Annotated in this window: 16 protein-coding genes; 9 read left to right on the forward strand and 7 right to left on the reverse strand. The window is 43.1% G+C overall.

Features of this window, described 5'->3' with window-relative positions; all coding sequences use genetic code 11:
• Positions 1 to 20: 20 nt before the first annotated feature.
• Positions 21 to 629 carry a GNAT family N-acetyltransferase gene (locus Q0895_RS10485; RefSeq protein ID WP_299188668.1) on the forward strand — a complete coding sequence of 203 codons (609 nt, stop codon included), beginning with the start codon at positions 21 to 23 and terminating at the stop codon, positions 627 to 629.
• Between the two features lie 141 nt (positions 630 to 770).
• Complete coding sequence (locus tag Q0895_RS10490) at positions 771 to 2,267, forward strand: bifunctional 2-methylcitrate dehydratase/aconitate hydratase (RefSeq protein ID WP_299188669.1); 1,497 nt, start codon at positions 771 to 773, stop codon at positions 2,265 to 2,267.
• Positions 2,268 to 2,392: 125 nt separating this feature from the next.
• Here Q0895_RS10490 and Q0895_RS10495 read toward each other — a convergent pair whose 3' ends face one another.
• A complete protein-coding gene (locus Q0895_RS10495) occupies positions 2,393 to 3,169 on the reverse strand; it encodes an SDR family oxidoreductase (protein WP_299188671.1) in 777 nt (258 codons plus the stop codon).
• Positions 3,170 to 3,391: 222 nt separating this feature from the next.
• Here Q0895_RS10495 and Q0895_RS10500 point away from each other — a divergent pair, with 222 nt between their 5' ends.
• From Q0895_RS10500 to Q0895_RS10515, 4 genes are all read left to right on the forward strand, one after another.
• Positions 3,392 to 4,750 carry a DUF2868 domain-containing protein gene (locus Q0895_RS10500; protein WP_299188672.1) on the forward strand — a complete coding sequence of 453 codons (1,359 nt, stop codon included), beginning with the start codon at positions 3,392 to 3,394 and terminating at the stop codon, positions 4,748 to 4,750.
• A 172-nt stretch (positions 4,751 to 4,922) separates the two neighbouring features.
• Positions 4,923 to 5,897, forward strand: a complete 975-nt coding sequence (locus tag Q0895_RS10505; protein ID WP_299188673.1) for a sterol desaturase family protein — start codon at positions 4,923 to 4,925, stop codon at positions 5,895 to 5,897.
• A gap of 133 nt (positions 5,898 to 6,030) precedes the next feature.
• Positions 6,031 to 6,228: a hypothetical protein gene (locus Q0895_RS10510; RefSeq protein ID WP_299188675.1), complete on the forward strand. Its 198-nt coding sequence runs from the start codon at positions 6,031 to 6,033 to the stop codon at positions 6,226 to 6,228.
• Between the two features lie 21 nt (positions 6,229 to 6,249).
• Entirely contained in the window at positions 6,250 to 7,896 is a 1,647-nt protein-coding gene (locus Q0895_RS10515; RefSeq protein WP_299188677.1) for a DUF3482 domain-containing protein, read from the forward strand.
• Here Q0895_RS10515 and Q0895_RS10520 read toward each other — a convergent pair.
• The 3 genes from Q0895_RS10520 to Q0895_RS10530 form a co-directional block, all read right to left on the reverse strand.
• Complete coding sequence (locus Q0895_RS10520) at positions 7,893 to 8,921, reverse strand: ArsA family ATPase (RefSeq protein ID WP_299188679.1); 1,029 nt, start codon at positions 8,919 to 8,921, stop codon at positions 7,893 to 7,895. The two genes, Q0895_RS10515 and Q0895_RS10520, sit on opposite strands and share 4 nt — an antisense overlap.
• Before the next feature lie 13 nt (positions 8,922 to 8,934).
• Positions 8,935 to 9,213: a cory-CC-star protein gene (locus Q0895_RS10525; RefSeq protein ID WP_299188681.1), complete on the reverse strand. Its 279-nt coding sequence runs from the start codon at positions 9,211 to 9,213 to the stop codon at positions 8,935 to 8,937.
• Positions 9,214 to 9,337: 124 nt separating this feature from the next.
• On the reverse strand, positions 9,338 to 11,017 hold the full coding sequence (locus tag Q0895_RS10530; RefSeq protein ID WP_299188683.1) for a carbon starvation protein A: 1,680 nt from the start codon (positions 11,015 to 11,017) through the stop codon (positions 9,338 to 9,340).
• A 401-nt stretch (positions 11,018 to 11,418) separates the two neighbouring features.
• Between Q0895_RS10530 and Q0895_RS10535 the strand changes: the two genes are divergently transcribed.
• Together Q0895_RS10535 and Q0895_RS10540 are read left to right on the forward strand one after the other, a co-directional pair.
• Positions 11,419 to 12,111 (forward strand): hypothetical protein, encoded by a 693-nt coding sequence (locus tag Q0895_RS10535; protein WP_299188686.1) that lies wholly within the window; start codon positions 11,419 to 11,421, stop codon positions 12,109 to 12,111.
• A gap of 87 nt (positions 12,112 to 12,198) precedes the next feature.
• Positions 12,199 to 12,762 carry a hypoxanthine-guanine phosphoribosyltransferase gene (locus Q0895_RS10540; RefSeq protein ID WP_299188688.1) on the forward strand — a complete coding sequence of 188 codons (564 nt, stop codon included), beginning with the start codon at positions 12,199 to 12,201 and terminating at the stop codon, positions 12,760 to 12,762.
• 72 nt (positions 12,763 to 12,834) lie between these two features.
• On the opposite strand, the gene recD is transcribed toward Q0895_RS10540, so the two are convergent.
• The 3 genes from recD to Q0895_RS10555 form a co-directional block, all read right to left on the reverse strand.
• Positions 12,835 to 15,135 (reverse strand): exodeoxyribonuclease V subunit alpha, encoded by a 2,301-nt coding sequence (gene recD, locus Q0895_RS10545; protein ID WP_299188690.1) that lies wholly within the window; start codon positions 15,133 to 15,135, stop codon positions 12,835 to 12,837.
• A gap of 155 nt (positions 15,136 to 15,290) precedes the next feature.
• Positions 15,291 to 19,871: a UvrD-helicase domain-containing protein gene (locus Q0895_RS10550; RefSeq protein WP_299188692.1), complete on the reverse strand. Its 4,581-nt coding sequence runs from the start codon at positions 19,869 to 19,871 to the stop codon at positions 15,291 to 15,293.
• Between the two features lie 67 nt (positions 19,872 to 19,938).
• Positions 19,939 to 24,294: an exodeoxyribonuclease V subunit gamma gene (locus Q0895_RS10555; protein WP_299188693.1), complete on the reverse strand. Its 4,356-nt coding sequence runs from the start codon at positions 24,292 to 24,294 to the stop codon at positions 19,939 to 19,941.
• A 505-nt stretch (positions 24,295 to 24,799) separates the two neighbouring features.
• On the opposite strand from Q0895_RS10555, the gene Q0895_RS10560 reads away from it, so the two are divergent.
• The gene (locus tag Q0895_RS10560) at positions 24,800 to 25,315 is read left to right on the forward strand and encodes a hypothetical protein (protein WP_299188695.1); all 516 of its coding nucleotides are present in this window, start codon (positions 24,800 to 24,802) and stop codon (positions 25,313 to 25,315) included.
• The last annotated feature ends 40 nt before the right edge of the window (positions 25,316 to 25,355 follow it).

The raw sequence follows: 25,355 nt of genomic DNA on the forward strand, positions 1-25,355 counted from the left end.
AAGTTTAAGAACCATAAGTTATGACCTGTGAATTTTCTATAAAAACCTTTGATGAGCTAACTTCGGTCGATCTCTATCATATTTTAAAAGCCCGCTCGCAGGTATTCGTTGTCGAGCAAAATTGTCCTTACCAAGATATGGATGAGGTAGACTTTGATTGTTTGCATCTGATCGCTCATAAAGATGCAGCGCTGGTTGGTTATTGTCGCATCATCGGCCCTAAATTTAATCCCAAAAAATCTTTAGACAATCCAGCCCATTCTATGCCTGCTATCGGAAGAGTACTGGTATTAAACGATCATCGAGGCTATGGTTTGGCACGACAAATCATGACGCATGCCATTAAGCATTGCCGCAAAAAGTACGGCAAAAAACCGATTATTATCTCAGCCCAGACCTATTTGCTTAGCTTTTACGAATCTTTAGGGTTTATCCCTGAAGGCGCCACATATCTTGAAGACAATATCGAACATATCACCATGGTCTTACCTGTTTTAAAAAAAGGAAAAATAAAAAAGCAAAAACCAGCTGGCTCTGAAAGCTCAGGATTTGTCACCAAATTGTTGAGTTTTTTGCTTTTAATATTGAGTCTTTTGTTCATCGCAGGCTTAATTTACTTGATGACTTAAGCTATCAGTTTTTTACACGACTTCACTGTTGTTCTATATTGATTGTGCTACTTTTGAGTCATGACTATGGTCTTGTAAACGATGATTATGATAGAAGGTCAATAGTCAAAAATTATCTGACTCAAGGAAGAGGTAACGACTATGTCTAATGTAGAAAGCAATGTCCGTCCAGAATATGATGATGAGATTCAAAAAATCGCCGATTATGTTCTCAACTACTCTATCGATGACTCTCCCAATAGTGCTGATGCTTGGACTACTGCGCGCCACTGCTTGATGGATACGCTAGGCTGCGGTCTTTTGACACTACGTTTTCCTGAATGTACCAAGCATCTAGGGCCTGAATGCACCGATCAGATAACACCTAATGGCGCGCGCGTCCCTGGCACTTCCCATCGACTAGATCCTATCAAAGCCGCTTTTGATATTGGCTGTATGGTGCGCTGGCTTGATTATAATGATACATGGCTTGCTGCCGAATGGGGTCATCCCTCCGACAATTTAGGCGGTATCCTTGCGGTAGCCGATTACATCAGTCAGCAAAACATTAGCCGCAACCTTAAGCCTTTGACCATGCGTGAAGTGCTTGAGGCGATGATCATGGCGCATGAAATTCAAGGCGTCATGGCGCTTGAAAACTCATTTAACCGCGTGGGTCTTGACCATGTATTTTTAGTCAAACTTGCATCAACCGCTGTCGTTGCCAAATTATATAACCTACCACGCGAGCGTATTATGGCGGCTATCTCACAAGCCCTTGTTGATGGTCAAGCGTTACGTACCTATCGTCATGCACCCAATGCGGGTAGCCGTAAATCATGGGCGGCAGGTGACGCAACCAGCCGTGCAGTACGCTTGGTCGATATCACACGTCGCGGCGAGATGGGAATCCCTGGTGCGTTAACTGCGCCGCAATGGGGTTTTTATGATGTGTTATTTAGCCATACCAATAAAGACCTTGCGCTCAAGCCTGAAGACGAGCGTCGCTTTAAATTCCAGCGTGACTTTGGTACTTATGTGATGGAAAATATCTTATTTAAAATAAGTTTCCCCGCTGAATTCCATGCACAAACCGCCTGTGAAGCAGCAGTTATTCTACATCCGCGCATAGAAGATAGAATTGATGATATTGAAAAAATCGTACTAACTACACATGACTCGGCAATTCGAATTATTTCAAAAGAAGGCGCACTTGCCAATCCTGCCGATCGTGATCACTGCCTACAATATATGGTCGCTGTCCCTCTATTAACCGGCGATCTCATGGCAGAAAACTATGAAGACGACTATCATGAGCAGCATCTATCAATCGATGAGCTACGTAGCAAAATGGTGGTAGAAGAGGACGAGCGTTACTCAGCAGACTATCACGACCCAAGTAAACGCTCGATTGCCAACGCGATTCAAATTTTCTTTAAAGATGGCACTAGTACCGATAAAGTCGCTGTTGAATATCCAATCGGTCACAAACGCCGCCGCGAAGAAGGCATCCCTGTATTAGAAGCAAAGTTTCGCGCCAGTCTGGCTACTCGATTTATCGAGAGTCGTTGTGATGAAATTATTGAGCTGTGCGATGACCAAGATCGATTAGAGCAAACGCCTGTTCATGAGTTTATGGACTTATTTGTCATTAATTAGACGATGATTAATTGGCTTTTTATGGATTAGACGTCTATAAGTCAAAAAATCAAAAGGGTGTGTCATTGATTAAAACATGACGCACCCTATTTTTATTTTAATAACCTGCTTTTTCAAGTCCTACTTTACCAAGGAATTGACTCCCCTGCCCAATCGACAAAACTACCAGATTGGGCAGCGGTCATACCGGACAGCACCTCCAATAGACTTTCTGCACTATAGGCTGGCGAGAATAACTGCCCATCTGCGACATTACCTTGAAACGGTGCCGACAATTGCGTGTTGACTGTCCCCGGCTGCATCACCACTATACAGACGTCTTTTAATGAGCGTCCCCATTCAATGCTTAGGTTTTTCATACCCATATTTAGCGCAGCCTTACTCATTCTATAGCTATACCAACCGCCTAGTTGATTGTCACTAATACTGCCCACGCGTGCTGATATGGTCGCAAATATCGCCGGTTTATCAGCACTGTGCTTGGCTTTAGCAAGTAGCGGCCTGATATGCTTGGCTATCAGCAGCCCTGCTAACGCGTTGATTTGCATATTTTGTAAGAAAAACTCCGTTTCAACTTGCCGAAGTGCCTTTTCTGGTTGATTGCTTGATGTATGTAATAGACCCACACAGTTAATGACCCAATCAAGATGCGCGCTCTGCTGCTTTATATCGTCAGCGGCTTGTTTGATGCTGCTCTCATCGCAGACATCCATCTGTAGCCAGTGCAGATTATCCGCTTCAAAGTCGGGAACGCTTTTATGGTAAGTAGAAAAGACCTTAATGCGTGTGCTATTGTTGTCTTTGTTGCCTTGATCACTAGCAGTCGCTTGCACCAGCTGTCTGATCATCGCTTGACCAATGCCACCAGTTCCGCCGATGATAAGATAAGTTTTATTGTCCATATGACACCTTCCTTCCTTTGCAACTTTATTTATTCTTATCTTTAACATAGCATACTGCATGTCAGTTAATTAGAGACAATTATTTGTTTGTAGGCAAAGATATATGGTCTAAGCATAATGAATGCTAAATAATAATCTTGCCAAATGCGCTACAATACGTTTGATTCACTATTCATTTAAACGACCTATTATTTGTTTTACTGACACGGATATCTCCCCACCATGCTATCACCACAAGACCAATTAACTGAGCTGGTACGTACGCTTGAGACCGAGCAGCATGTCTTCACAACTGATCCTTTATTGGTGACCGAAAAACTACAAGCAGAAGACGGTAAGCCGATTCAAAAGCTGCATCGGCGTGCGTCACGTATCGACAGCAATGGCAATCTTGCACGGGTGCTAGGGAAAATCGACGGCCGCATTAAAGGCATCATGATAGTTATGAGCGCCCTGTGGTGCGTGTCAGGGTTTTTGGGATTATTTGCTTTATTGCAGACCAAGGTCGTCAATTTCTTCTATGTATTGGTATGCTTGTTGGGTTTTCATACACTTATGCTTGTTGGCTGGCTAGTGATGACTTTGATGAATAAAGGTCGTCAGTCATCAAGTTGGTTTGCAAACTTTGTGAGTCCCAGCTATCTGATACGTGGTAAAGACGACGTCACCAAAGCGGCTGTTGATTTATACGAGCGTCAATTGCAGCATAGTGGTATGCGTTGGTATCTAGGTCGGTTTAGTCATCAATTGTGGCTGGCAACACTGACGGGCATGATGTTTGCGATTATTTTTTTATTGATTGTGCGTCAGTATAGTTTTAGCTGGGAGTCGACGTTACTATCAGATCAGGCGCTGATTGGTTTGACGCAAGTACTTGGCTGGTTACCAAGTATGGTCGGCTTCGATGTGCCAGATAACGCTGCTATTATTCAGAGCCGACTGGTAACAGATGCTATGCCGTTATCTGTCGCGCGGCAATGGGCCAGTCTATTAATTGGTAGCCTAATTATGTATGGTATCGTCCCGCGTGCGATCGCTTGGGTGTTTTGTGCGCTAATGTTTCGGCGCAAAAAAATGCGCTTGGATATCAAACTCCCCTATTATCAAAAAATTATTAACTTTTGGCAGCGTCAAGTGGTCGATGCCGATGATTTCAGCGAAGCACCAGCACCAGTAGCACCCAAGGCAAGCGTTAGTGCTGGCAAGAAGCTGGTTGCACTACTTGAGTATCCATCAGAGCAGGATAACTGGTGGCAGGCAGGTCTTAATAGCACAGATAGCGAGGTTGAAAACTTCGGTATCGTTGATGATCGCGATGATATGGATCGCCTAACGACTTATTTGGAGCAAAATCCAGTACAAGTAGTGCTAGGTATTCATAGTCAGGCGTTGCCTGATCGTGGTACGCTGCGAAAGCTTGACCGTATTGCCAATTCGGCAAAAAATGGCCTTATCGTCCAATTATTGAACAATAATAAAACATCAAAACTTGTAGAGACTACAGATCCAAAAGAGCCTCAGGCTATCCGTTATCAACAATGGCAGACGGCTTTAGCAGAACGAAAAATTGGGTTAATATAAAGTCATTGATCGCGCACATTCATAACCAGTAGCCATGCGTTTATCACTTACCAATCAAGTTTAATAATAGACAAATGACTTATGCGACTATGATAAAGTCTGGTTTATTACTGATGTTACATTCATATTAAGATTTAAAGGACGATAAATGTCAATAAATAAGTAGGATGTTATGACTGAAGCTAATGGTGATCTGATCAACCTGAGTCAATATGGTCAAATGCTAGAGGCTTACAAAGAAGCTTTAAATAATAGCATTTTAGCCATAGCGCCTGACTCTTGGCAGTCTGTACTAGTCAGCATTCTACCTGCTCATTGGCAGGAGTGGCTATTACCATTACTGGGTGGGCCATTTTTTTTACTGTTTTTAGCCGAATGGTTTTATCAATCTAAGCGTGGACGTGGTTCTGCCTTTGGTTGGCGGCGCGCGATGACCAACTTTAGCTTAGGCGGCTCTTATCTGGGCTTTGAGCTGGTCATTCAAGCACTTGTCGTACTGCCTATTTGCTTATGGCTATACCAATATCGCTTGTTTACCATTGAAGTCACATGGTTAACGGCCATTCCTATATTTATCGCGGTCGAATTTAGCTACTACTGGTTTCATCGCGCCTCGCATCGAGTCAATTGGTTTTGGTCAGCGCATGTGGTACACCACTCCGATGATAAAATGAATTTATCAACGGCTATGCGCCAAAGCTTATTGTATTCAGTTACAGGCTGGTGGCTATTTTTTGTGCCCTTGATGCTGCTTGGCGTCCATCCGGTTTGGGTGTTCTTCTTTTACGCGCTCGATTTAACTTATCAATTTTTTATCCATACCGAAACGGTTGGCAAATTCCCAAGATGGGTCGAATATATTTTTGATACCCCATCCAACCACCGTGCTCATCATGGAGCCAATGGTAAGTATATTGATAAAAATTACGGCGGCGTTATCATTGTTTTCGACCGTTGGTTTGGCACTTACGTAGAAGAAGACACGGTGAACCACCCAGTAGAATATGGCGCAGTTGGCGAAGCCAGTCACGATAATATTGGCCGCTTAATATTTGATGTCTTTTATCGTACGTGGCAACGTTTCTTTCGTGCTAAGGGGTTAAAAAACAAGCTAAAAGTGTTGTTTCGTCCACCTAGTTCCGCTTAGAGCTACGTTCAAAGCTTATACAGACCATATAGGTCCGTCTGGTTACAATGACTCTTAGGTAAGGAGGTATTGTATGAAAAGAGCGATATTTCATAGAATATTTACCGAATCGAAGCTAAAGAGGAGAGCTGATATGAAACATGGTAAAAAAGTCACATTAGAAGACTATCGAGACATGATAAAAGACGGTGATATAACGGTGCATCTTACTCGAGATCAAAAAGCGATGATTCTAAAAACGTATGATTACGGATTAAATGAACTAACCGAGATTGATGAGATGTTACTAAGTGCTATTATCCGAAAGCTAAAAGCTGCAATCGACCAATAATATTTAATATAAGACCCTACCATGAATAACGACAATAATAATAGTTCTGACAGTCAACCGAAAAGTCTCTTTGCAGACAAGGCTTATGATACGTCTAACACCAAATCTATCGAAGACGCGCCACCTATCGAGATCAGCAAAGAGCAGCAGGGGAATATTGCTGAGTTGCCAGCTAAAGGTGTGACTAAAACAACCAATAAAACCACAATCTCTAGTGGCGAGCCATTAAAACTGGCGGTCGTTGGACATACCAATACAGGTAAAACCTCAATACTGCGCACTTTGCTACGTGATGTCTACTTTGGTGAAGTAAAAAATGCGGCGGCGACTACGCGTCATGTTGAGCGTGCGCAATTAACAGATAGCCAAACAGGTGACGTACTGGTCACCTTGTACGACACCCCAGGCTTGGAAGATGCGTCTGGTCTGATGGATTGGCTTGAGGATAATACCGCCAGTCGCCGTGATGGTATTGAGCGTTTGCAGCAGTTTTTGGCAGCAGATATTGCACAAAGTGATGATGCTTTAGGTAGTAGTGAGGATTATAGCCAAGAGGCTAAAGTTATTCGCCAGCTGCTGGCAAGTGATATGGCCATTTATGTGGTCGATGCGCGTGAGCCTGTGCTTGGTAAATATAAAGATGAGTTAACCGTTTTGTCTTGGGCGGCAATTCCGGTTATGCCCGTATTTAACTTTACTGATAGCCAAGATGCCAATATTGATGAATGGCAAACCATGCTGGCACGGCGTAATTTACATATCTCCACCCGTTTTGACTCTGTGGCTTTTGAATTTGCCGATGAAATGCGACTTTGGCAGAATCTGGCCACTATGCTCACCCATGCTGAGATGCTTGAGCAATTGATGGAGCGCCGGACTGAAGACTGGGCACGTCTGTACGATGAGGCCAATATCATCATTGCGGATTTCTTATTAAATGTCGCCGCCTTCGTCCAAGAAATCAATGAAGATGATGATCCGATGCCTGTGTTACAGCAGATGCAAGAAGCCGTTCGCCAAAGCGAGCGCAGCATGCAGCATAAGTTATTAAATCTTTATAAGTTTTATGATAATGCCGTAGCAGCGACCCCGCTTGAGTTGCAAGCTTATCAACAAGATCCGTTTGATCCTGAATTACTCAAAAGTTATGGTATTCGTACGACTTCTGGTGCGGCGGCTGGCGCGTTATTGGGACTGGGTATTGATGCAGCAGCGTTGGGTACGACTTTAGGATTGGGCGCCGCGATAGGTGGCATAGCAGGTGGACTATTATCTAATACGGGTAGTATCGCGGACAAGCTATCCGGTGTGAAGCGTTTGTACATTGATCCCGCCACCCTAACCCTCCTTGCTACCCGTGCTATGGACTTACTAGTTGCTGTGCGTCATCGCGGTCATGCTGCAACTGATGCGACGCAGCTGTTATATGCTAAAGAGCAAATAACGACTGATGACGATAATGAAATTGCTGATGATGAAAACAACCCGTTTACCCCTTGGCCAACCCATAAACTGCCAAGTGAGCTAAAAAAAGCCCGTGGTAAGCCGCAATGGTCGTCACTCAGTAGTGGTAAGTCTGAGCAAGCACAAAGTTTGCGTATGGATGCTGCATGGTCACTTTCAAATAAATTGCAGGCGCGCAGTGCTGATAACTTGCAAATGGACTAGGTCAATAGCGCACTTAATGCTTCACTACCACGTACATCTGTCTGCTGTAAATAAATGGGATAGATTGGATAGTTTGTAAAATTACTTTCTATCTCTTTCATGAGCCCTTGTTGTCTATCAGCGCGTTTGCGCCAAAACTCATCGGTTTGCGTAGGAGTTATGAGCTGATTGACCACGATTGCCGCTGGCGTGAGCTTGGTTTCTTCTAACTGCCCGATGGCGCGCTTGGTTTCAGCCAGTGGTAGTACATCAGCAGTCATCACCAACACGATAGCTGTTTTTTGACGGTCATGGAGTAACAACCCTGCTTCACGAAACAACTGCTTGCGTTTTTCGAGTACGGCTACTGCCTGCTCCCAGCGATCTGGTTTTTGCTTGACAAAGGGATTGGCGACGTTGTTTTTATCATCGTTTTTATAATTGTTGTTATCTAAGTCTAAGCTCGTCGCTGCCGAGCGTAATTTAGACTGCCGTCGCTGCTGGGCTAATAATCCATCCGTCCACGCTCCCATCATCTCTGGCAATACCAATAAGCGCAAGGTATGTCCCGTTGGTGCAGTATCAAATATAATATGCTCGTACCTTTTATCAGAGTCAGCATCCGCTGCCGCTACCAAATGCTGACACATCGACTCGAGCATGGCCGCCTCTTGTGCGCCCGGTGCCGACTTTGATAGCCGCAGATGCTCACGGATTTTGGGCATCATGTCAGGACTGGCGTAACCTTTAATGGTACGCTCAACCTGCGCAAAATGGTTATCAACGATAATATCTGGATTGAGCTCAAGCGCATCAAGGTAAGGGGTAATTGCTGTCTTCTCATTACTGAGCGCTACATTTAATACATCGCCCAAACTATGTGCTGGATCAGTCGATATAATCAGGGTCTTTTTTTGCTGAGTAGCATAATGGCTGGCAAGTGCAGCAGCTGTCGTCGTCTTACCCACACCGCCTTTGCCACCGACAAATATAATCGGCTGGGTCGCTAACTGCGTGGCTAGCGTATCTGATGGTTGTAGAGCCATAAAATTTTCTCATTTAGCAACAGCCGACATGGTCAAAAGGACATTTCTCCATACCCATTCGTATATGCCATTCATGAAAGTTCTCCAAAAACAGTGGTTGTAGCTCAAGTGTATAAAAGCTGGCTGGGTTATCAATACCAAGGCTCTCAGCGAACATCATTAGCATAAACAAATCTTCTTCATCACGGGCAGCCCGCGCCATTGTTTGCCGATATGGCGCATGGTAGAACTCATTGAGTCCTGTTAGGAATCTTTGCCATAAAGGCTGAATTTTAGTCTCTTTATTTTTCATATAATGCCCTTTTATATAATGCTCTGCTATTAAAAGCCACTCTAAATATATCATGCTTACTTGATACAAAAAACGCCAGCAATGGCTGCTAGCGTTTTGTTTCACTCAAGTATTTTAGATTTATTTAAGTCTCATTTTTGCCTTTATGCGATGACCATTCACGGCGCAATACCGATAAACTCTCAAAAGTAACCAAGATCGTTGCAATCATAATGACGATGTCCATAACAATGAGTAGCCAGTTACCATCTGTGTAGAAAGTTTTGAGCTGGATTAACAGTGCAAAAACCGTCATTACTAATAAGAAGGATAGTGGCGCAAGAGTGTACCAAACCGTCTTGCCATTACGTAACAAGATAACGGTTACAATCATAAGGGTTAATGCTGCCATCAACTGGTTAGTAGTACCAAATAGTGGCCAAATAATCATACCACCTTCACCACCGATACCACCTGCACCAAACGCCAATAACAGACATGACCCGACTGCTAATAAAGTGGCAACGACACTTTTGTTCAAAATCGGCAAATTATAAAACTCACCAAATTCTTGGAAAATGTAGCGCTGAAGTCGGACACCTGTATCCATTGTCGTACCGGCAAACAAAGCTGCCATCACTGTAAGCATCGTTTGTGATAAGACCAAGTCAATACCGACGCCTGCGTTGAGAATCGCAGCACCGCCATCAATAAATGCGCCAACCGAGCCATCACCAAACTTTTGATAGACTGCCTGCCAATCACCAAGTGTCGCAAAACCTGCAGTAGCAGCAAGAATAGCCCCTAGTGCCAGCATACCTTCGCCAAGTGCACCAAAATAACCCACAAAACGTGCGTCTTCTTCTTTATCAATTTGTTTAGAGGTTGTACCTGTCGCGACCAGGCCATGAAATCCTGAAATAGCACCGCAAGCGATAGTCACAAAGAGTAATGGCATGATGGACGGTGTGCCTATTGGCAAATCAGTATTGACGGCTGGCGCGACAATATTAGGCGTTGAGATAAAGATAGCCGCGTACAATAAAATCAAACCGACAAATAGCTGCAATCCATTAATATAGTCGCGTGGTTGCAATAACATCCATACTGGTAATAAAGAAGCAATTGCAGCATAGCTAAATAAAATTATGATCCAAACGGCATTATCAGGTAGTCCAAAGACGGTCTCAGGTAATACAACTGGAAACATAGGGCCAAGATAGATAAGCGTATACAATGCGACAACTCCAATCACTGACACCCAGCCCAAGCTGATTTGGTAGCGATAGATACATTGTCCAATAATAAATGCGACAACTAGTGCTCCCCACACTGGCAAGACAGCTGACGGTGTTTTTATGAGCATATTGGCAATAGCCACACCAAACACGGCATTAACCATTAACAATAGTAAAAATATCACTACCATCATGAGACTACGAACGCGCGTGCCCATAACTGTACCAGCGATAGAGCCGATAGACTGACCACGGTTACGCATACTTGCCCATATGGCCGACATATCATGAACGCCAGCCATAAATATCGTCCCAAACACGACCCAAAGCACAGCCGGTACCCAGCCCCAAATAACGGCAATGGCAGGACCAATGATAGGTGCTGCACCTGCGACAGAGGTGAAATGATGCCCCCATAGTACATACTTATTGGTAGGTACATAGTCTATCCCATCTTTCATTGTATGGGCTGGCGTGGGACGAGTATTATCTAAAGCTAAAATTTTGGTTGCAATAAATTTTGAATAAAACACATAGCCGCAAAGCATTGCAGCGATTCCAAATAATAATACAATAGCACTATTCATTTTATCTCTCCCTAGATAAGGCAAAGCGGACCAAGTTATAAATCCTCCTAACCTTTTTTTACTTTATCGTTATATGCTCAACTAGCTAGTGCTGGCAGTGGATAATAGCCCTGTCTTATGAAGTACGCCTTATACATCTGCGCTTGGCTTCTTAGAGCTTGTTTTAGCTTGTCCGACCTAAAGTGTAACGACTGATATATTTGTTACACAGTAGTATAAACGTAGTCTTAATTCAGTTTAGACGGCGATAGTTGTTAAAATGCAAGCCATACTTATACTTCACTTTCGCTAAAGCAAATACATAAAAGCGTTAGAGCACTTTTTTATTGGTTTAAGATGTTCTCATATAAATATTTGATTATACTGACGCTGGATATGATAAAACACCCAAGAGGAATAAAATGACATACTATTTCGGTTTTGTGCCATCGGCTAAATTAAACGATATGATTGATGAGGCTGAGCGTATCATCGCATCAGACGAAAAGGTAGCTTATTACCCTTATCGTAATGATCTTACCCAGCAAATTGCTCGCGAACTAAACGACAACTTATTGGTTAGCTTGATAGATGTCATTCCAAACCCTGACCGCCAAGTAGCGATGCGCAAAATTGTAAATACCATCGAACGCGCGACAGAGACACTACTCAACGTCCTACTTGGTAAAGACGAAAACCAGGATGTCCTACCAAGTTTTAACTTTTTAAAAGATCAAACGATATTTGTAGATAATGAAGGTGTTCGCCGTGTTGGTTTTGAATTACCGAAATCCTCTGCGGATACTATCATAGAAGGATTTGATGCGATTACGCCTGACAATGTCGATAAAGACAGATTTAAAATAGCCCTTGAAACTATGAATGAAGAAGCGCTAACTCACTTTATTACTAGATTTACTGAAACGCTTAAGCTTGGCATGATTAAACGCAATTCTATACCGGTTGCCAAAGCAGGTATTGATAAAGGTATGGGCATGGCTCTAAACAAACTATTACCACAATTACCTGATGCTGGACTAAACCGCTTAGCTCGTTTTTACCGTCCTTTTTTGATAGAAATGGCTGACTCATCGAATAATGGGCAGAAAAAATAAAAAATTGTATTTTAAAACGATAACTCGTTGGGAAAAATCATTAAAACTTGCTAAAATAAGCAGCACTTTTCATTGAAGGCGCCACTCATGACCCAAATCAGTAACCAAGAAATTGAAAAAACCCTGCGCAACTCAGAGTGCCTTATTAGTAGTATTGAAGTAGCAGCCGCTTATGAGCGTCTTGCTGCCCAGCTTAATCTTCATTACGCTGGCCTAAATCCGATCGTTATGGTAGTTATGAATGGTGGACTGATTCCAGCCGGTCAACTACTGACTCATCTCACCTTTTACCATCGTATGCATTATATTCATGCTTCACGTTATCGTAGTAATGAAGGTACCAATGATCTTGATTGGAAATTCAAACCTGATGTGAGTCTTGAAGGCGAACACGTATTACTAATTGATGATATTTTTGACGAAGGTATTACTCTAAAGGCAATCGTAGAAGAGCTAGGTAAAGAAAAGCCGCTCTCTATTTCGTCTTGTGTACTACTCAACAAAGAACATGATCGAAAAGTCGCGGAGTTCGATGTAGATTTTGTCGGTATTAATGTCGCTGACCGTTATGTCTATGGCTGCGGTATGGACTTTCATGGTTACTTGCGTCATTTGCCCGGCATTTACGCTATTAAAGAAGACAAACTATAATATTAGTTTTTAGATATCCCGTATAAAAAAGCATCCAGATTGGATGCTTTTTTATTGGCTATAAAGGTAAGATTAATTAGTAGTATCAGCGTTTGACATCTGCTCTATTGAACTTTCAAACTGTAAGCCTAATCCAGTTTGGCGCACCGTTGGTGTTTTTAGTGCTTGAGTAAACGCACTCTTCGTACTAAATATCGATACCTTTTTTTTCGCTCTCGTTACTGCTGTGTAGATTAACTCTTGGCTAAGTAGACGCACGTTATGATCATCAAAGCTAATAGCGACATGCTCAAACTCAGAACCTTGCGATTTGTGAATTGTCATTGCATAAGCGGTCGCAACCATCTCATCACTAAACATATTTACTGAAATGCCTTGTGTTTTGTTTTCAAAAAATACTTGTAATCCCTCGCCCCCAGTCTGCATACAGATACCAATATCGCCATTGAACAAGCCGAGTTCATAATTATTTTGCAAAACCATAATAGGTCGACCGTGATACCAAGGAGATTTGGATAAAGGTAGTTTTAATTGATTGCGATGCTGCTCACTTAGGTAGCGATTAATAGAATGATCTCCGCAGCGTCCATAATGTCCGGCAGTAAGTACCCTAAATTGATTAAGTAGTGAAATCAGCTCATTAAAAGTTGCGTTATATTCTGTCGTTGGCATGGATTTGGCTGTTTTTACTTTTGCTAATACTTTATTGGTTTGGGTTATATATAATTTGTAATTTTTGAGTGTTTGTGAATAAAATTTATAATTACTTAGGCTATTTCTTATTGTACTATCTTTATTAACTATATTATTGTCCGATTGCATTGATGGTGTATGAGCCAAATGATAAAAATCTAAATCTTTATCCTCATGCATCAACTGCCAAACGGCTGTCATACTATTCCCCATCTCACTAGCATCTTGATTGATTAGCTTTGCAAGCTTACCGATGCCAGATTCCTTTGTGAAACGGCGACTAACCTCTAAACGCTGATGCACATCTTGTAATGCTGGTATACGGCATAAGTCCGCCAGCACTGCCCCAGCATCTACTGCCGCCAGCTGATTGGCATCTCCCAACAAGATCAACCGAGCTTTTGGTTTGACTGCACTGACTAAATAATTCGCTAACTCTACGCCAAGCATAGACGCTTCGTCTACGATGATAATATCCTCGCTCAATTGATTGTCTTTGTGATAGCGAGGCTGCCCGCCCTGTCCAATACCTAACAATCTATGAATAGTCTTAGCTTCTGGCAGCTGCATGGCTACGCCTGCATGTTGTAGTGCGTCCTGTAATGACTCCTGCATACGCTGAGCGGCTTTTCCCGTTGGAGCAGCTAGTGCAAGGTTTGCACTATCGGATGCCTCCCCTTTTATCTGACTCTCCGACTGTGCTTGGTAAAGCGCTATGACGAGCTGAGCTACGGTAAATGTCTTCCCCGTGCCTGGTCCACCAGTAATAATGCTAAACGCGGAGCGATTGGCCATATGAATGGCGTCCTGTTGCTCGGTGTTTAGAAGTGGATTTGATGCAATCGGTAGCGCATTAACAGATTGGTCTTTAATACGAATGATATGGTGCGCGAGTGCATACTCTGCTTGCCATGTACGATGCAGCCATAAAGTTAGTGTTATTTTTTTATTGTCAAACTGCGTATTTTCTTTTATTTGTAAAATGATTGGCTTGTCGTGATGGTCATTACCGTTTTTATCGATGTTGTCTGAGCTGTTTTGGATTAACGGATGTTTTTCTAGATATTGTATAAATTTGCTTAGGCTATTCTTTAATGTTACTTCTGCGTCAGACGCTATCATTGCTCTTAAATACTGATAAAGTTTAATCGCTACTATATATCGTTGCTGCAAAATTTGTTGCTCGTATTGCGATAGTGTCGATTGCAATAGCACTGTATTCCATAAAGCGTGCTCGTTGCTCATAAGCGAATCAATATCAACTACCTGATCCAAGATGGCTTCAGCATGAGTGAGCAATGGCTGCAATAACGGTTGTAATAGCTGCTGTTGCCAACTAAAGAGCTTGGTATAGCTATCGGCCCTTAACGCCAAGTTTACTTCGCTATCATCGTTTGTAAGCGTGACGACGGTATGACCTTCTTCTAAGCGCTGTATAAGCACCTCAAAAATGGCTTCAAACAACCAATCTTGTGTGGTAGGGCTTATATCGTTAACTTCAGGCTGTAATTGAGCTTGATAGGCTGCCTGCGTCTGCCCTTTTCGCTGCAATAAATATTGACTAATGGTAGTTGCCCAACTACTGCCAATATCGATAGCGCCTTGATTTTGGCCACTACTTGCTACTCGTTGTGTGATGTTTGTAGATTTACCTACTAACTCAGGTATTGATTTACTCATTATTCATCCATTTTTATCATTATTTTATAATCTTACTATAGTTTATCTTAAATAAAATTGGCGCACTCTATCCCACGTGCTGCTGGTATTAATTTCGCGCAGCCTCTGTCTGCGCGAAATTAATACCAGCAGCACTGTACCTATTCTAAAGTGTGTTAACTATATGCTTTAGGAGTGCCAAACATCTTATCAAGCGCCTGTACTAGCGCAAAAGGTATTTGCCATTTGATACGGCCATAGCTTTTAACATCATTATTAGTATTGTTAGTAACATTGCTATCGATATTTACAGTCGCAACGCTCTGCTTATTTTGAGAGTCAATACCGCGTAGGAACAGATACTCTACCGCGCCTAGATACTGCTCTTCATTGCCTTCATAATCATGCAAGCGTAACCGTAAAAAACGGTGTAACGCGACTTGATAGATGGCTGCTTGTAACCAATAACCTGCTTTATTCATTGCTGCACTGAGGTTTTCATAATTATAATTACTTAGGCTATTTCCTAGGTAGTTGCTCTTATAATCCACCACATAAAACTTGCCTGCGTACTCATATACTAGATCTATCTCACCGCGCAAATAACGATAGATATGGTCAGAGAACTGCGCTGTTAGCTCTATATGCTTATCAGGATCGTCAGGTAGGTGTTGCTTAAAAACCTTATTAATACGCTCAGGGGTAAAGTCATCAGCCAATCCCATATTAAAGCTCAGCTCAGCGATGCGTTGTTTGGGCGAAATAGCTTGCAGCGGCTGCCCTGATGCGAGCAGTGGTGCTGCTAGTACGTCTGATATCCATGTCACAAGCTCATCATGAGCAACGGCTAGCTGACTGCCATCTTCTGTAGACACTATACTACCACCTAAACTTTTATCATTACCTATGCTTGTGGGTGCATCTTGTGCTGAACGCTGTTGATTGGTTGCACTGGTGTAGCTAACTGGTAGCTGATATTGACGAATACCTTGATCAATAATCGCCGACCATTTACTGTCATTATTAAAATCTATCTTTTCAAAAATTTGGTGCAAAAATGTCCCCGCATTGGCACCCCTTACAAAACGAAAGCGAATGTTATCTGCCGTCATTAAAGCAGAGTTATTCCCGCTACTCTCGTTACCTTCTGCGTTAGTTAAATTTTCAGATGTAGAGGCAGCCGACAAATTCATACTATCTATTAAATCTACACTGTCTGTTAAATCTAAGTCATCCTCTATACCATCATCAAAGACGGCTAAGGCTTTGTCTTGCTCACTCAGCTGCCGAGACAAAGCAGTAAAGCTGGTTTTTGCCCAACCCCTAAAATAGTCTACTCGAATCTGTGCGTAGGCATCTTGATAGTTAATACGCGGCAACGTATGAGCATCGTTTTTATTTTTATGACCATCAGCCTTAGCAGCCTTTTCGTTAGCTTTAATTATAATCTCAGCATCACGTGCAACGGTACTATATTCTAGCCAGCCAATATAGTCGTATAGACGCTTTGGTAGCGTGAACTTATGATCTGCACAGCTTAGCCATTTAAGGCTTGGCTTACGCTCAGCACCCGTTTTATTGTAGCTATCGGCTAATACCATATACAGCTGTTCGCTGGCACGAGTAAAAGCCACATAGGCTAAGCGTCTAAGCTCTTCATAGTTTTCGGTCGTTTCAAACTGAGCGTAATAATCCGTTGGCGCCTCTCCTTTTGCCGACTTACTATGCGGCTTGCCTTTACAAGCAGACAGACGACGCTCGGTTTTGTCGTTATCATTGTTATTGATGCTACTATCAGTACTCTTATGATCGAATAAGAATAAATTGTGTTTACTATTATCACCGGCTTTTTTGCTAGCTCCATCCATACCAATGACATATACCACTGGAAACTCTAACCCTTTAGACTTATGAATAGTCATCAACTGGACGCCTGACTCAGTCGGCAATGGCTGCTGCTTCGCCCATTCAGGAATTCGCTTACTATTCATGTTTTTTTTGTACCATGCCAGCATCTCATGCTCACCAATATGCATCCCATACTGAGCTAAGATATCCATCAGATGACGTAAATCCATAAGATAACGTGCGCCATCTTCTAAGTTTGCAAGGCTTACCCAAATGCTTTGACGCTCTGTTGGGTGCTCTGTACGGCTTTCTGTTTTATATACCACTGGGTTGTGGCCAAATAAATAATGCAGTGCAGATAAGATGCCATTATGCTGCCACTTGCTAGCCGCTATCTTTATGTAGTTTTGAAAATCTTGATAACGACGTCTTAGTGACGCTTGTTCACTGTCTGTATCTGACGTAGCAAACGCTTGCTCAGCGCTTAGCTGTTCTATGCTGTCGTCATCCACACTTTGCATCAGTGCTTGCACATCGTTGAGACTTAATTGGTAGAAATGGCTGGTTAATACTCGATTGATAATGTCACGGCGATGTGGGCGTAGCATAGCTTCTAGTAATGCTGCTAGGTCTGCGGCTATGGGAGTATCAAAGACGTTGTTCTCCGCCGTCTCTAGTGTCGGCACGTCAAGTTTGGCGAGCATATCCTCAACTTGCTTTAGATCTTTTTTGGTACGAGCCAATACACCAATATCGCTTGGTTTTAATGGTCGTCCCTCTATGGTCTGATCACTGCCAAGCAGAGCGGCGATATGTACAGCTGTCAGCTCACAAGCATTGTGCTTGGCTTCTTTATCATAAGGCAGATGAATAACACTAACTGGGCTATTTGATGCGATTGAAGCAATTTCAGAAGATAAGCTTATAGATTGTTCAGCAGTTGATTGCTGCCAAGATAAGCGCGACTCGGTCTTAACTGCAGTGATATGCTGGTAATAAATACCCTTACCTAACTGTGCTAACTCATCGACAACGCCTGAACTTATCGACTCATCCGCATCGGTAGCAGGTTTTGAGCGCCCAAACCAATGATTCAGTGCCGTGATTAAGCGCTCATTTGAACGACGATTCACATTTAAGCTCATGATATGCTTATCATCAAATAGTGTCTTCATAGCGTTATAATTGGCCACATCACCACCGCGAAAGCCATAAATCGCCTGCTTAGGATCACCAACCAATAATAAAAACCCACGACTTCTGTCTTGCGTGCGAGGGTCTTTATTGTCAGCCATCCCAGACAGATAGATACGTTCAATCATACGCGCCTGCTCACCATTGATGTCTTGCGACTCATCAATCAGCGCAATAGGATAATGATGACGAATGTAACGTGCCAGCCGCTGCCCTTGTTTGCCAGCTAAGGCTTGGTTTAGCCGTACCATCTGTAGAGCAAAAGTCGTCTCACGCCGCTCTTCTAAGATCGATGGTAACTTTTGTCTTACTTTTAACGCTATATCACGATTGAGGTTTTCGATGAGCCCATCAAGATACAGCTCGATCTGCTGGGTGTAATCATGTAGCGTTTTTAGTGCCTGTATGCTATCTAGATTGATAAAGGCCTGGCGCGCAAGCTCTTTGCCTTTATTAAAACCTTTACCGCCCTCGTCTTTACTGATAAATGCATAAGGCAGGGCATCATAAAATTTTTGTGTTTCATCATCCAAGTGGGTAAAGAACGCGGCGCCGTTTTGTTGAATGGCAGTCTGTATATTACCTATATGCTCTACTTTGGTAGCTAGACTTGCATTCCAAGTCATTCCCTGTGCTTTACGATAGTCTTTATCAAAATACGGCGCTATATCTGTTAAATCACAGTCTTTAAAGTTATCTAGTGCTTGCTGGTAAGCGGTAAAGTCTATTGGCTCGCCTAAATCAACAGGCTCAATAGGTGTGGAGATAAACTGCAGTGACTTTTGCGCTACGTTTAGATGATCGGCGGGCGTGGTCAAACGATTGGTATGCTGTAGTAATTGATAAATCTTGGGCTGCTGATAGTACATATAACTGTGATGCGCACGTACGGCATCATGAATGATACTCTCTATCACCGTCTGCTCATCATCGCTGATTTGCATACCCTGCTGATGTCCTGTCTCCGCGCTATATTCAGACAACCATTTTTGCGACAGACTGTCTAACGTGCCAACAAACAGCTTATCTAACGTTGTCAGTACCAACGCACAGCGCCTGATAGCATCCGCTAAAGGATAGTCTTCTGTATGATCCAAAAGGTATTCAATCAGATGGCTGTTGATAGGATCTGTCACAAGATCCGCCGTTCCTGCCAGCTTGGCTTGCTGCTCTAACCACTGCAAGCGCGCTTGCTTTTGCTCAGGACTTACTTTATTCGTATTTTTATCTTTTTTAGCGTTATCAGCGGATTTTGATTCTGTTTGCTTGGTGCTGTTAAATTGCGGGTTTTGCTTGGTGCTGTTAAATTGCGGGTATAGAACTGGATGAGTATGGGTATCAGCTTGCAGCTTATTGAGCCATTGCAGTACTTGATAAAAATCAACCAAGCGTACATGGATACGCTCGCGCATTTCAGCCGCGGCTGCACGTGTAAAGGTAGTAGCGATAATATGCTCAGGTGCGCGTTTGGCCTCTATCAGTAAGCGTAGGACAATGCCCGTTAGCGTCCATGTTTTACCTGTACCGGCGGAAGCTTCTATTAAGTACTTACCAGTTAACGGTACTCGAACCGCAGGTGGTTGCTCAGAGCTTTCGACCACTTTATCAGCCTCATTGACGCTAACGGCTGCCGTGCTGACAAAAGCATCCGTTTCATGACTCATACTATTAAGATTGTTATTAAGACTGCTACTGTCGTTATGATACTGATCCATAAAAAATCACTTGTTCAATGCTGTAAAAGTGCAAATTGGTACTGTAAAAAAGTCAATAAAGTAGATTTTATAAAGGTTCCAATGCGTTAACCATCATCTCAAATAAGGGCTGGGCTAAAGATGGTAAAGCATCGGTTAACGCAGTAAAGGCATCTTGGTTTTGTAATATATACTGCCAAATCTCATGCTGGGCGCAGGTGTCATAGATGACGTCATTGTTAAAGCCTGCCCATAACCAGCCCTCAAAATCACTACGCTTTGGCTGATAACTTGCATCCCTCTTTTCAGCTTCTCTCAACTTTTCTAAATAAGTCATCGCGTGTACAGGCAGTACGGTCATCGGTGTCGTACTAGCAATCTGTGCAAACCTAACCCATTTGAGCAGCTCCGCTAAAGCCGTATTATAGTCTATCGGTGCAAGTGCAAAGCTCGCTTTACCTTTGAACTTTTTGTATTCATCGCTACCTTTACTAAAGCGCCAAATACTTCTGCCATCGTTATCAGTGACTTGGGCTTCGGTCGTACGCCGCGACACTTGCCAATACACATGCGAAAGCCAGAAACGTAATAAGTGCTGGGTACGAGCGCTATTAGGTAAGATATTTAGCCAAAGCTTAGGTGAAATTGAGTCATCTGGCGTATTAATTTCTAGCGGTACAACCCCTTTGATTTGCAATTGACCTTGCGCATTCATAGCAGGTGCTTGCACACTGACCATTTTTTCTGCGCATGGGGTCAATAAAGTCAGGCACTGCTCCGTACCTACCTCACTGTTCATACCAGTATGAACGTCAATACCCAACGCAGTTAGTTGCTCGGCAAAGTCTTGGCATTGCTGAGTAATCTTTAATTGCTGATACTGCAGGGTCGACTGCCGAGCGACACCAGCTGGCATAACTCGATCAAATAGTAAGTCGCTTAAATGCTTCGTTGTGCGCTGGCGCTCCTTTTCATCATCCGCATACGAACTGGCGTATAAGTCAGTGAGCAACTGCGCATTCACCGCATAAGCACCCAAGCCTGTCAGCGCCAACGGCTCCTGATGCAGCGTATCTTCTGTTGGCAACACTACATGCACTTGCTGCTCTTTTAAGAAGTGCTTTGCCGGATGACGTACCTCATAATACAAGTGCTGCATATCGACCTGCTGAACATCAAAAAGGAGCTCATTTTGCTCAGCGTTTAGATCAATAGGCTGAGTGATGGCAGCAGCAATAGCAGCGTACTCATCCTTGCTAGGTAGCACGACTTTGATAGCTCGATTCGGTGTTTCCGTATCAATTTGCGCTTGCAGGCGCTCAAATACCGCTTGCCAGACTTTTGCAGGCGCATTGGTACTTTTTTGATAGAGCTTTTCACTTTGCATGGCATGTTCTAATGACTGAATGAGCTCGCGACCTTTATCCTGCTCATTGTCTCTTTCAAGATCATTTTCATCATTTGGATTTGTGGATGACAGGGTGGATGGAGAATCGGGCTGTACAAAGACTTCATCTGCAAAAGGTAGCGCTGGATGACGCGTGACGAGCCATTTTTCGATAAGCTCGGGTAGATAGCGCTGCAGTTGAGCCGTTAAATCATCCTGCGCGTATTTTTGAACACTTTTTAGAGGATCCCACTGCCATTGCACTTCACCGCGCAAAAACTGTAATAGCTCACTGACTGGATTGGCAGGTAGATGCTCGTGAGTATCGGTTAAACGCTGACCATTATAGAAAATCCAGCACGCATTGCGCGCGCATAATACAGCATCTAAAAATGCCCCATTGTCATCATCTTCACTAAATCTATCACCGCGCTTGGCCAGTCCCGCTTTCATCAAATCATAGCGATTATCCCGATCGCGATTAGGAAACTCAGACAAATCCATATTGAGCATCACCACCAGTCCAAACGGCACGTTACGTAGCGCACCAAAACGCCCAAAAGTAATGACCCCTGTCGGCTCAGCACTGACTTGCTGGCTTTCTAGCTCATCCTCAATACTGCTAAGCATAAAGCTAAGCTTTAATGGTAATGTGCTTACTCTCGATAATTGCGCCTCTACTTGAGCAGCATTTAACTCACCAGTACTGGTAGATGCAGAGCTAGACGTAAGCTCGGTGTCTGATTGGGCATCTATTTGAGTATGATAACGCTGATAATGACGGTTGGCTCGTAAGCTGCTTTTAAAACCGTTCATAGCATTGAAAATGGCACGCATGGGGCGAGTTTGATCAAGCGAGCCAAAGTATGGGTGAATGATACTGTTTTCTATTCGGTCTAACCAGTCTTCAGCTTGATAACTTGCTTGATAATCATGTCGGCACATATTAAGCCCAGCATGGACACGGCACAAGGCTTCAACGATAGGTGCATCATTTAAACTAATAGCAGAAATAGGAACGGTCTTTTCTGCCAAGGTGCTGTCTTGCCAATTGTCCGGATATAGACAGTCACTGATACCAACTTCTGGCATAACTAAGCCTAAGGCGATTTGATCCAAGGCGTGCGCAAAACTAAAACGGTAGTCATAGTCGGCAGTGTCTAACGTCTGCTGCAAATGTGCTTCATCAAAACCGCGTACAAACCCCGCCTGCTCCAGCAAATCACAGCCTCGACTCATCTGCTCGTGGGTTAGACCAAGACTCTCATATAGTGGTGGCAGCATCAACCAATCCATGACCACTGCCGCCTCAAAACGTGCCGTATCACTGCCAAGTAAACTATAAAACCCGCTAATCGCTTCCCATAGTTGACGAATCGACTTATCAACCACACCCGTAACTTTGGCAGGTAGCGTCAGACCATCTTGTCCTCTGCCTTGTACAAATACTGATGTAATCAAATCATGGTGACGTTCAACATCTGGTAGTAGCACAACGATGTCAGATAGTTGGCGTGTGCTACCATCATCATTAGCTTCATTAAGCCAGCGCCCAATCATGCCGCGTAGCACTTCAAGTTGGCGCTGAAGGTTATGACAAGAGTGAATACTTAGGCTATTATCATATTGAGAAATGTTCCATTGGCGTGGTTGCTCATGGTATTTATTCTTTAGCGCATCGTCGCTGTACCATTGCTCTATGTGCTGGTTTGAATGATGATTATCATTGCTTAGGCTATTTACTTCATTACTATTAAGGCTATCAACGTCGGCTTGGTTTTCTGAATCTTCTAGGTTGAGTGCCAGTTGCGCCCCAAGTGCAGCACTAAGTCGTCCTGCTGTGACTTGCTGGGTCGCACCCTCATCAAGCATCAACACATCTTGCTGAAGATGTGCAAGCAAACTCATCGGACGCTCTTCACTACTACTGATTGAAGGAGTCTGCTCCTCATCTTCTATATCAAACCTATCCTGCCAGTCCAGTACAAAGCCGTCTTTATCTTCATTACCAGACAGCCCTGCCAGCATCGCAAAGGTCTCACGCGATTGTTTACCGAGACGTGATAATAAGGTATGCCCGTAATCACGCAAAAACACACTTTCAGGATTGATTACCTGTTGGCGCTGTAGCCACTGCTTATCGACGATATCTGCCCAAAACAATTGCGAAGGATTGTAGTGTAACAAAGTAATATCAAGATGCTTTGACAACCGCTGTAAAAAGTCTAGCTCGTTTTGCGGCAACTGCTGGATAGTAAAAATGTGCAATTGCGTTGGCAAGATTGACTTAATATCGACGCCCGTCTCACTGCTATCTTTTGTCATAACCTCCCAAAATCGGCGCTCAATAGAAGAGCGATGCTCATAAACAGAGGCAAATAACAGACGCCATAAATGTCGCTGCGCCGCTTCTAGCTCTACATAATGCGCAACCAACCATTCAGGTGTCATGCCAGCATACTGATCAAACTCTAGCGTCAGCTTGTCCTTTTCAGCCACCAACGTCTCTACATCTACCGCTTTATCCTGAGACCATAAGGTTAGCCACTCCTCACGATGGTTCAAATAACGACCGAATACTCGCGAAAAATCAGTCGCCAATGACCATAGCCGCGCTTCTTGTTGGCTGCGATCTGCTTCATCATCTATTAGTGCTGATAATAACGGATAGAGCGGATGCTTATCATCCGTCATAATCTGTGCTTGATAATAGGTAAAATAACCGAACAGACGCCACTGCATCACCGATCCTGTCAGTACTGCCACCTCTGGAACCGTAATAATCTCCTGCGTGCGTTGATGCTCCTCTAGCCAAACGTTGTACTCAGCCAATACCTTTTGCATCAATGTCCACTGATACTGCCCCCAAAACGTCGTTGTGACTAACGTGCTGATACCTGCTTGACTTGCAATAGACTTATCCAACCAATCACCAAGTACCATCGACGGCACAATAACGACAAACTCTTCAAATATGGGTTGGTTTTTGGATTTATAAGCCTCTAGTAACTGCTCAACTAAAGTCTCGGTACGATGGGACTGAATAATTGTAAACATAAACAATAATCTAATTAAAATAGCATAAATAATACCTGTTGCACGCTACGATAGTAGCGATACAACGGGAGATGGTATAAAGAAGTCTAAACGGTCAAGATGGTTTGATAGAACATCTGCAAAGATCATTCAAGATAGTGTAAAGCCATTATATCTAAACAGATGTTTTCTTGATATTATGGCTTTTAAAATATAATGCAGCAACGACAACACTGATTAGCCAAGATTGCCTGTCGTGCCAATTATATATTTCTGCTAAGATGACCACATTTGATGATTATGAATAATTGTGACTGATTGCTGATTTAAGCCACTCTCATTTGATATCATAAATGCAGATAAACACGCTGTATCATAGTGTGCCATTGTTACTAGAAATTTACTAGCGTAGTACTCAGTCACATAGTCGCTTGCGTCAGTCAGTGTCGCCCAGTTTTTATACATTACCATGAGTTTGACTGATATCTACACCCTTTTAACTTCAAATACGAGATGACTGCCTATTATGCCACTGCGTCCCATTGATGCTATTTTTACTCATCCTGAAAAACGGCTTTATGTCGTTTATTTTCGTGGTGAGTTGTGGCAATTACCACGTATGAAAGTCGATCATGCGGCTTGGCAACGCCGGCAAACCTATGATGGGGACACAAAGTCGCTTTATCTTAGTCGCAATCAAATCATTACCGATCCGATATTAGCCCAAACCCTACGTACATTAAACTTACCGACCGCCATACGTGGAAGCACATTACCTCGCTTTGAAGCGTGGTGGGAAGTTCATGGTTTTGAATGGTTAAAAAAGCTACTTAGTAACGGTGAATCACCCCTAGCCGCTCATCAATCCAGTACAACAACACCTGATTTGAAAAATCATTCTCTAGATAATGTAAAAACAGACATAGTAAACCCTATTGGAAAAACGGAGACACTTGAGTCTGCCAAATCTTGTATTGAAGAGGATGCCTTCGATAATATGTTAGCGGAACTAACCAACGAGGTATTGCATCATCGACTTTAAACAAAAAGCTTAAACCATTTAAAAGAAAAAACCACTAAGA

It is taken from the genome of uncultured Psychrobacter sp. (genome assembly GCF_947495825.1).
Taxonomy (GTDB): Bacteria; Pseudomonadota; Gammaproteobacteria; order Pseudomonadales; family Moraxellaceae; genus Psychrobacter.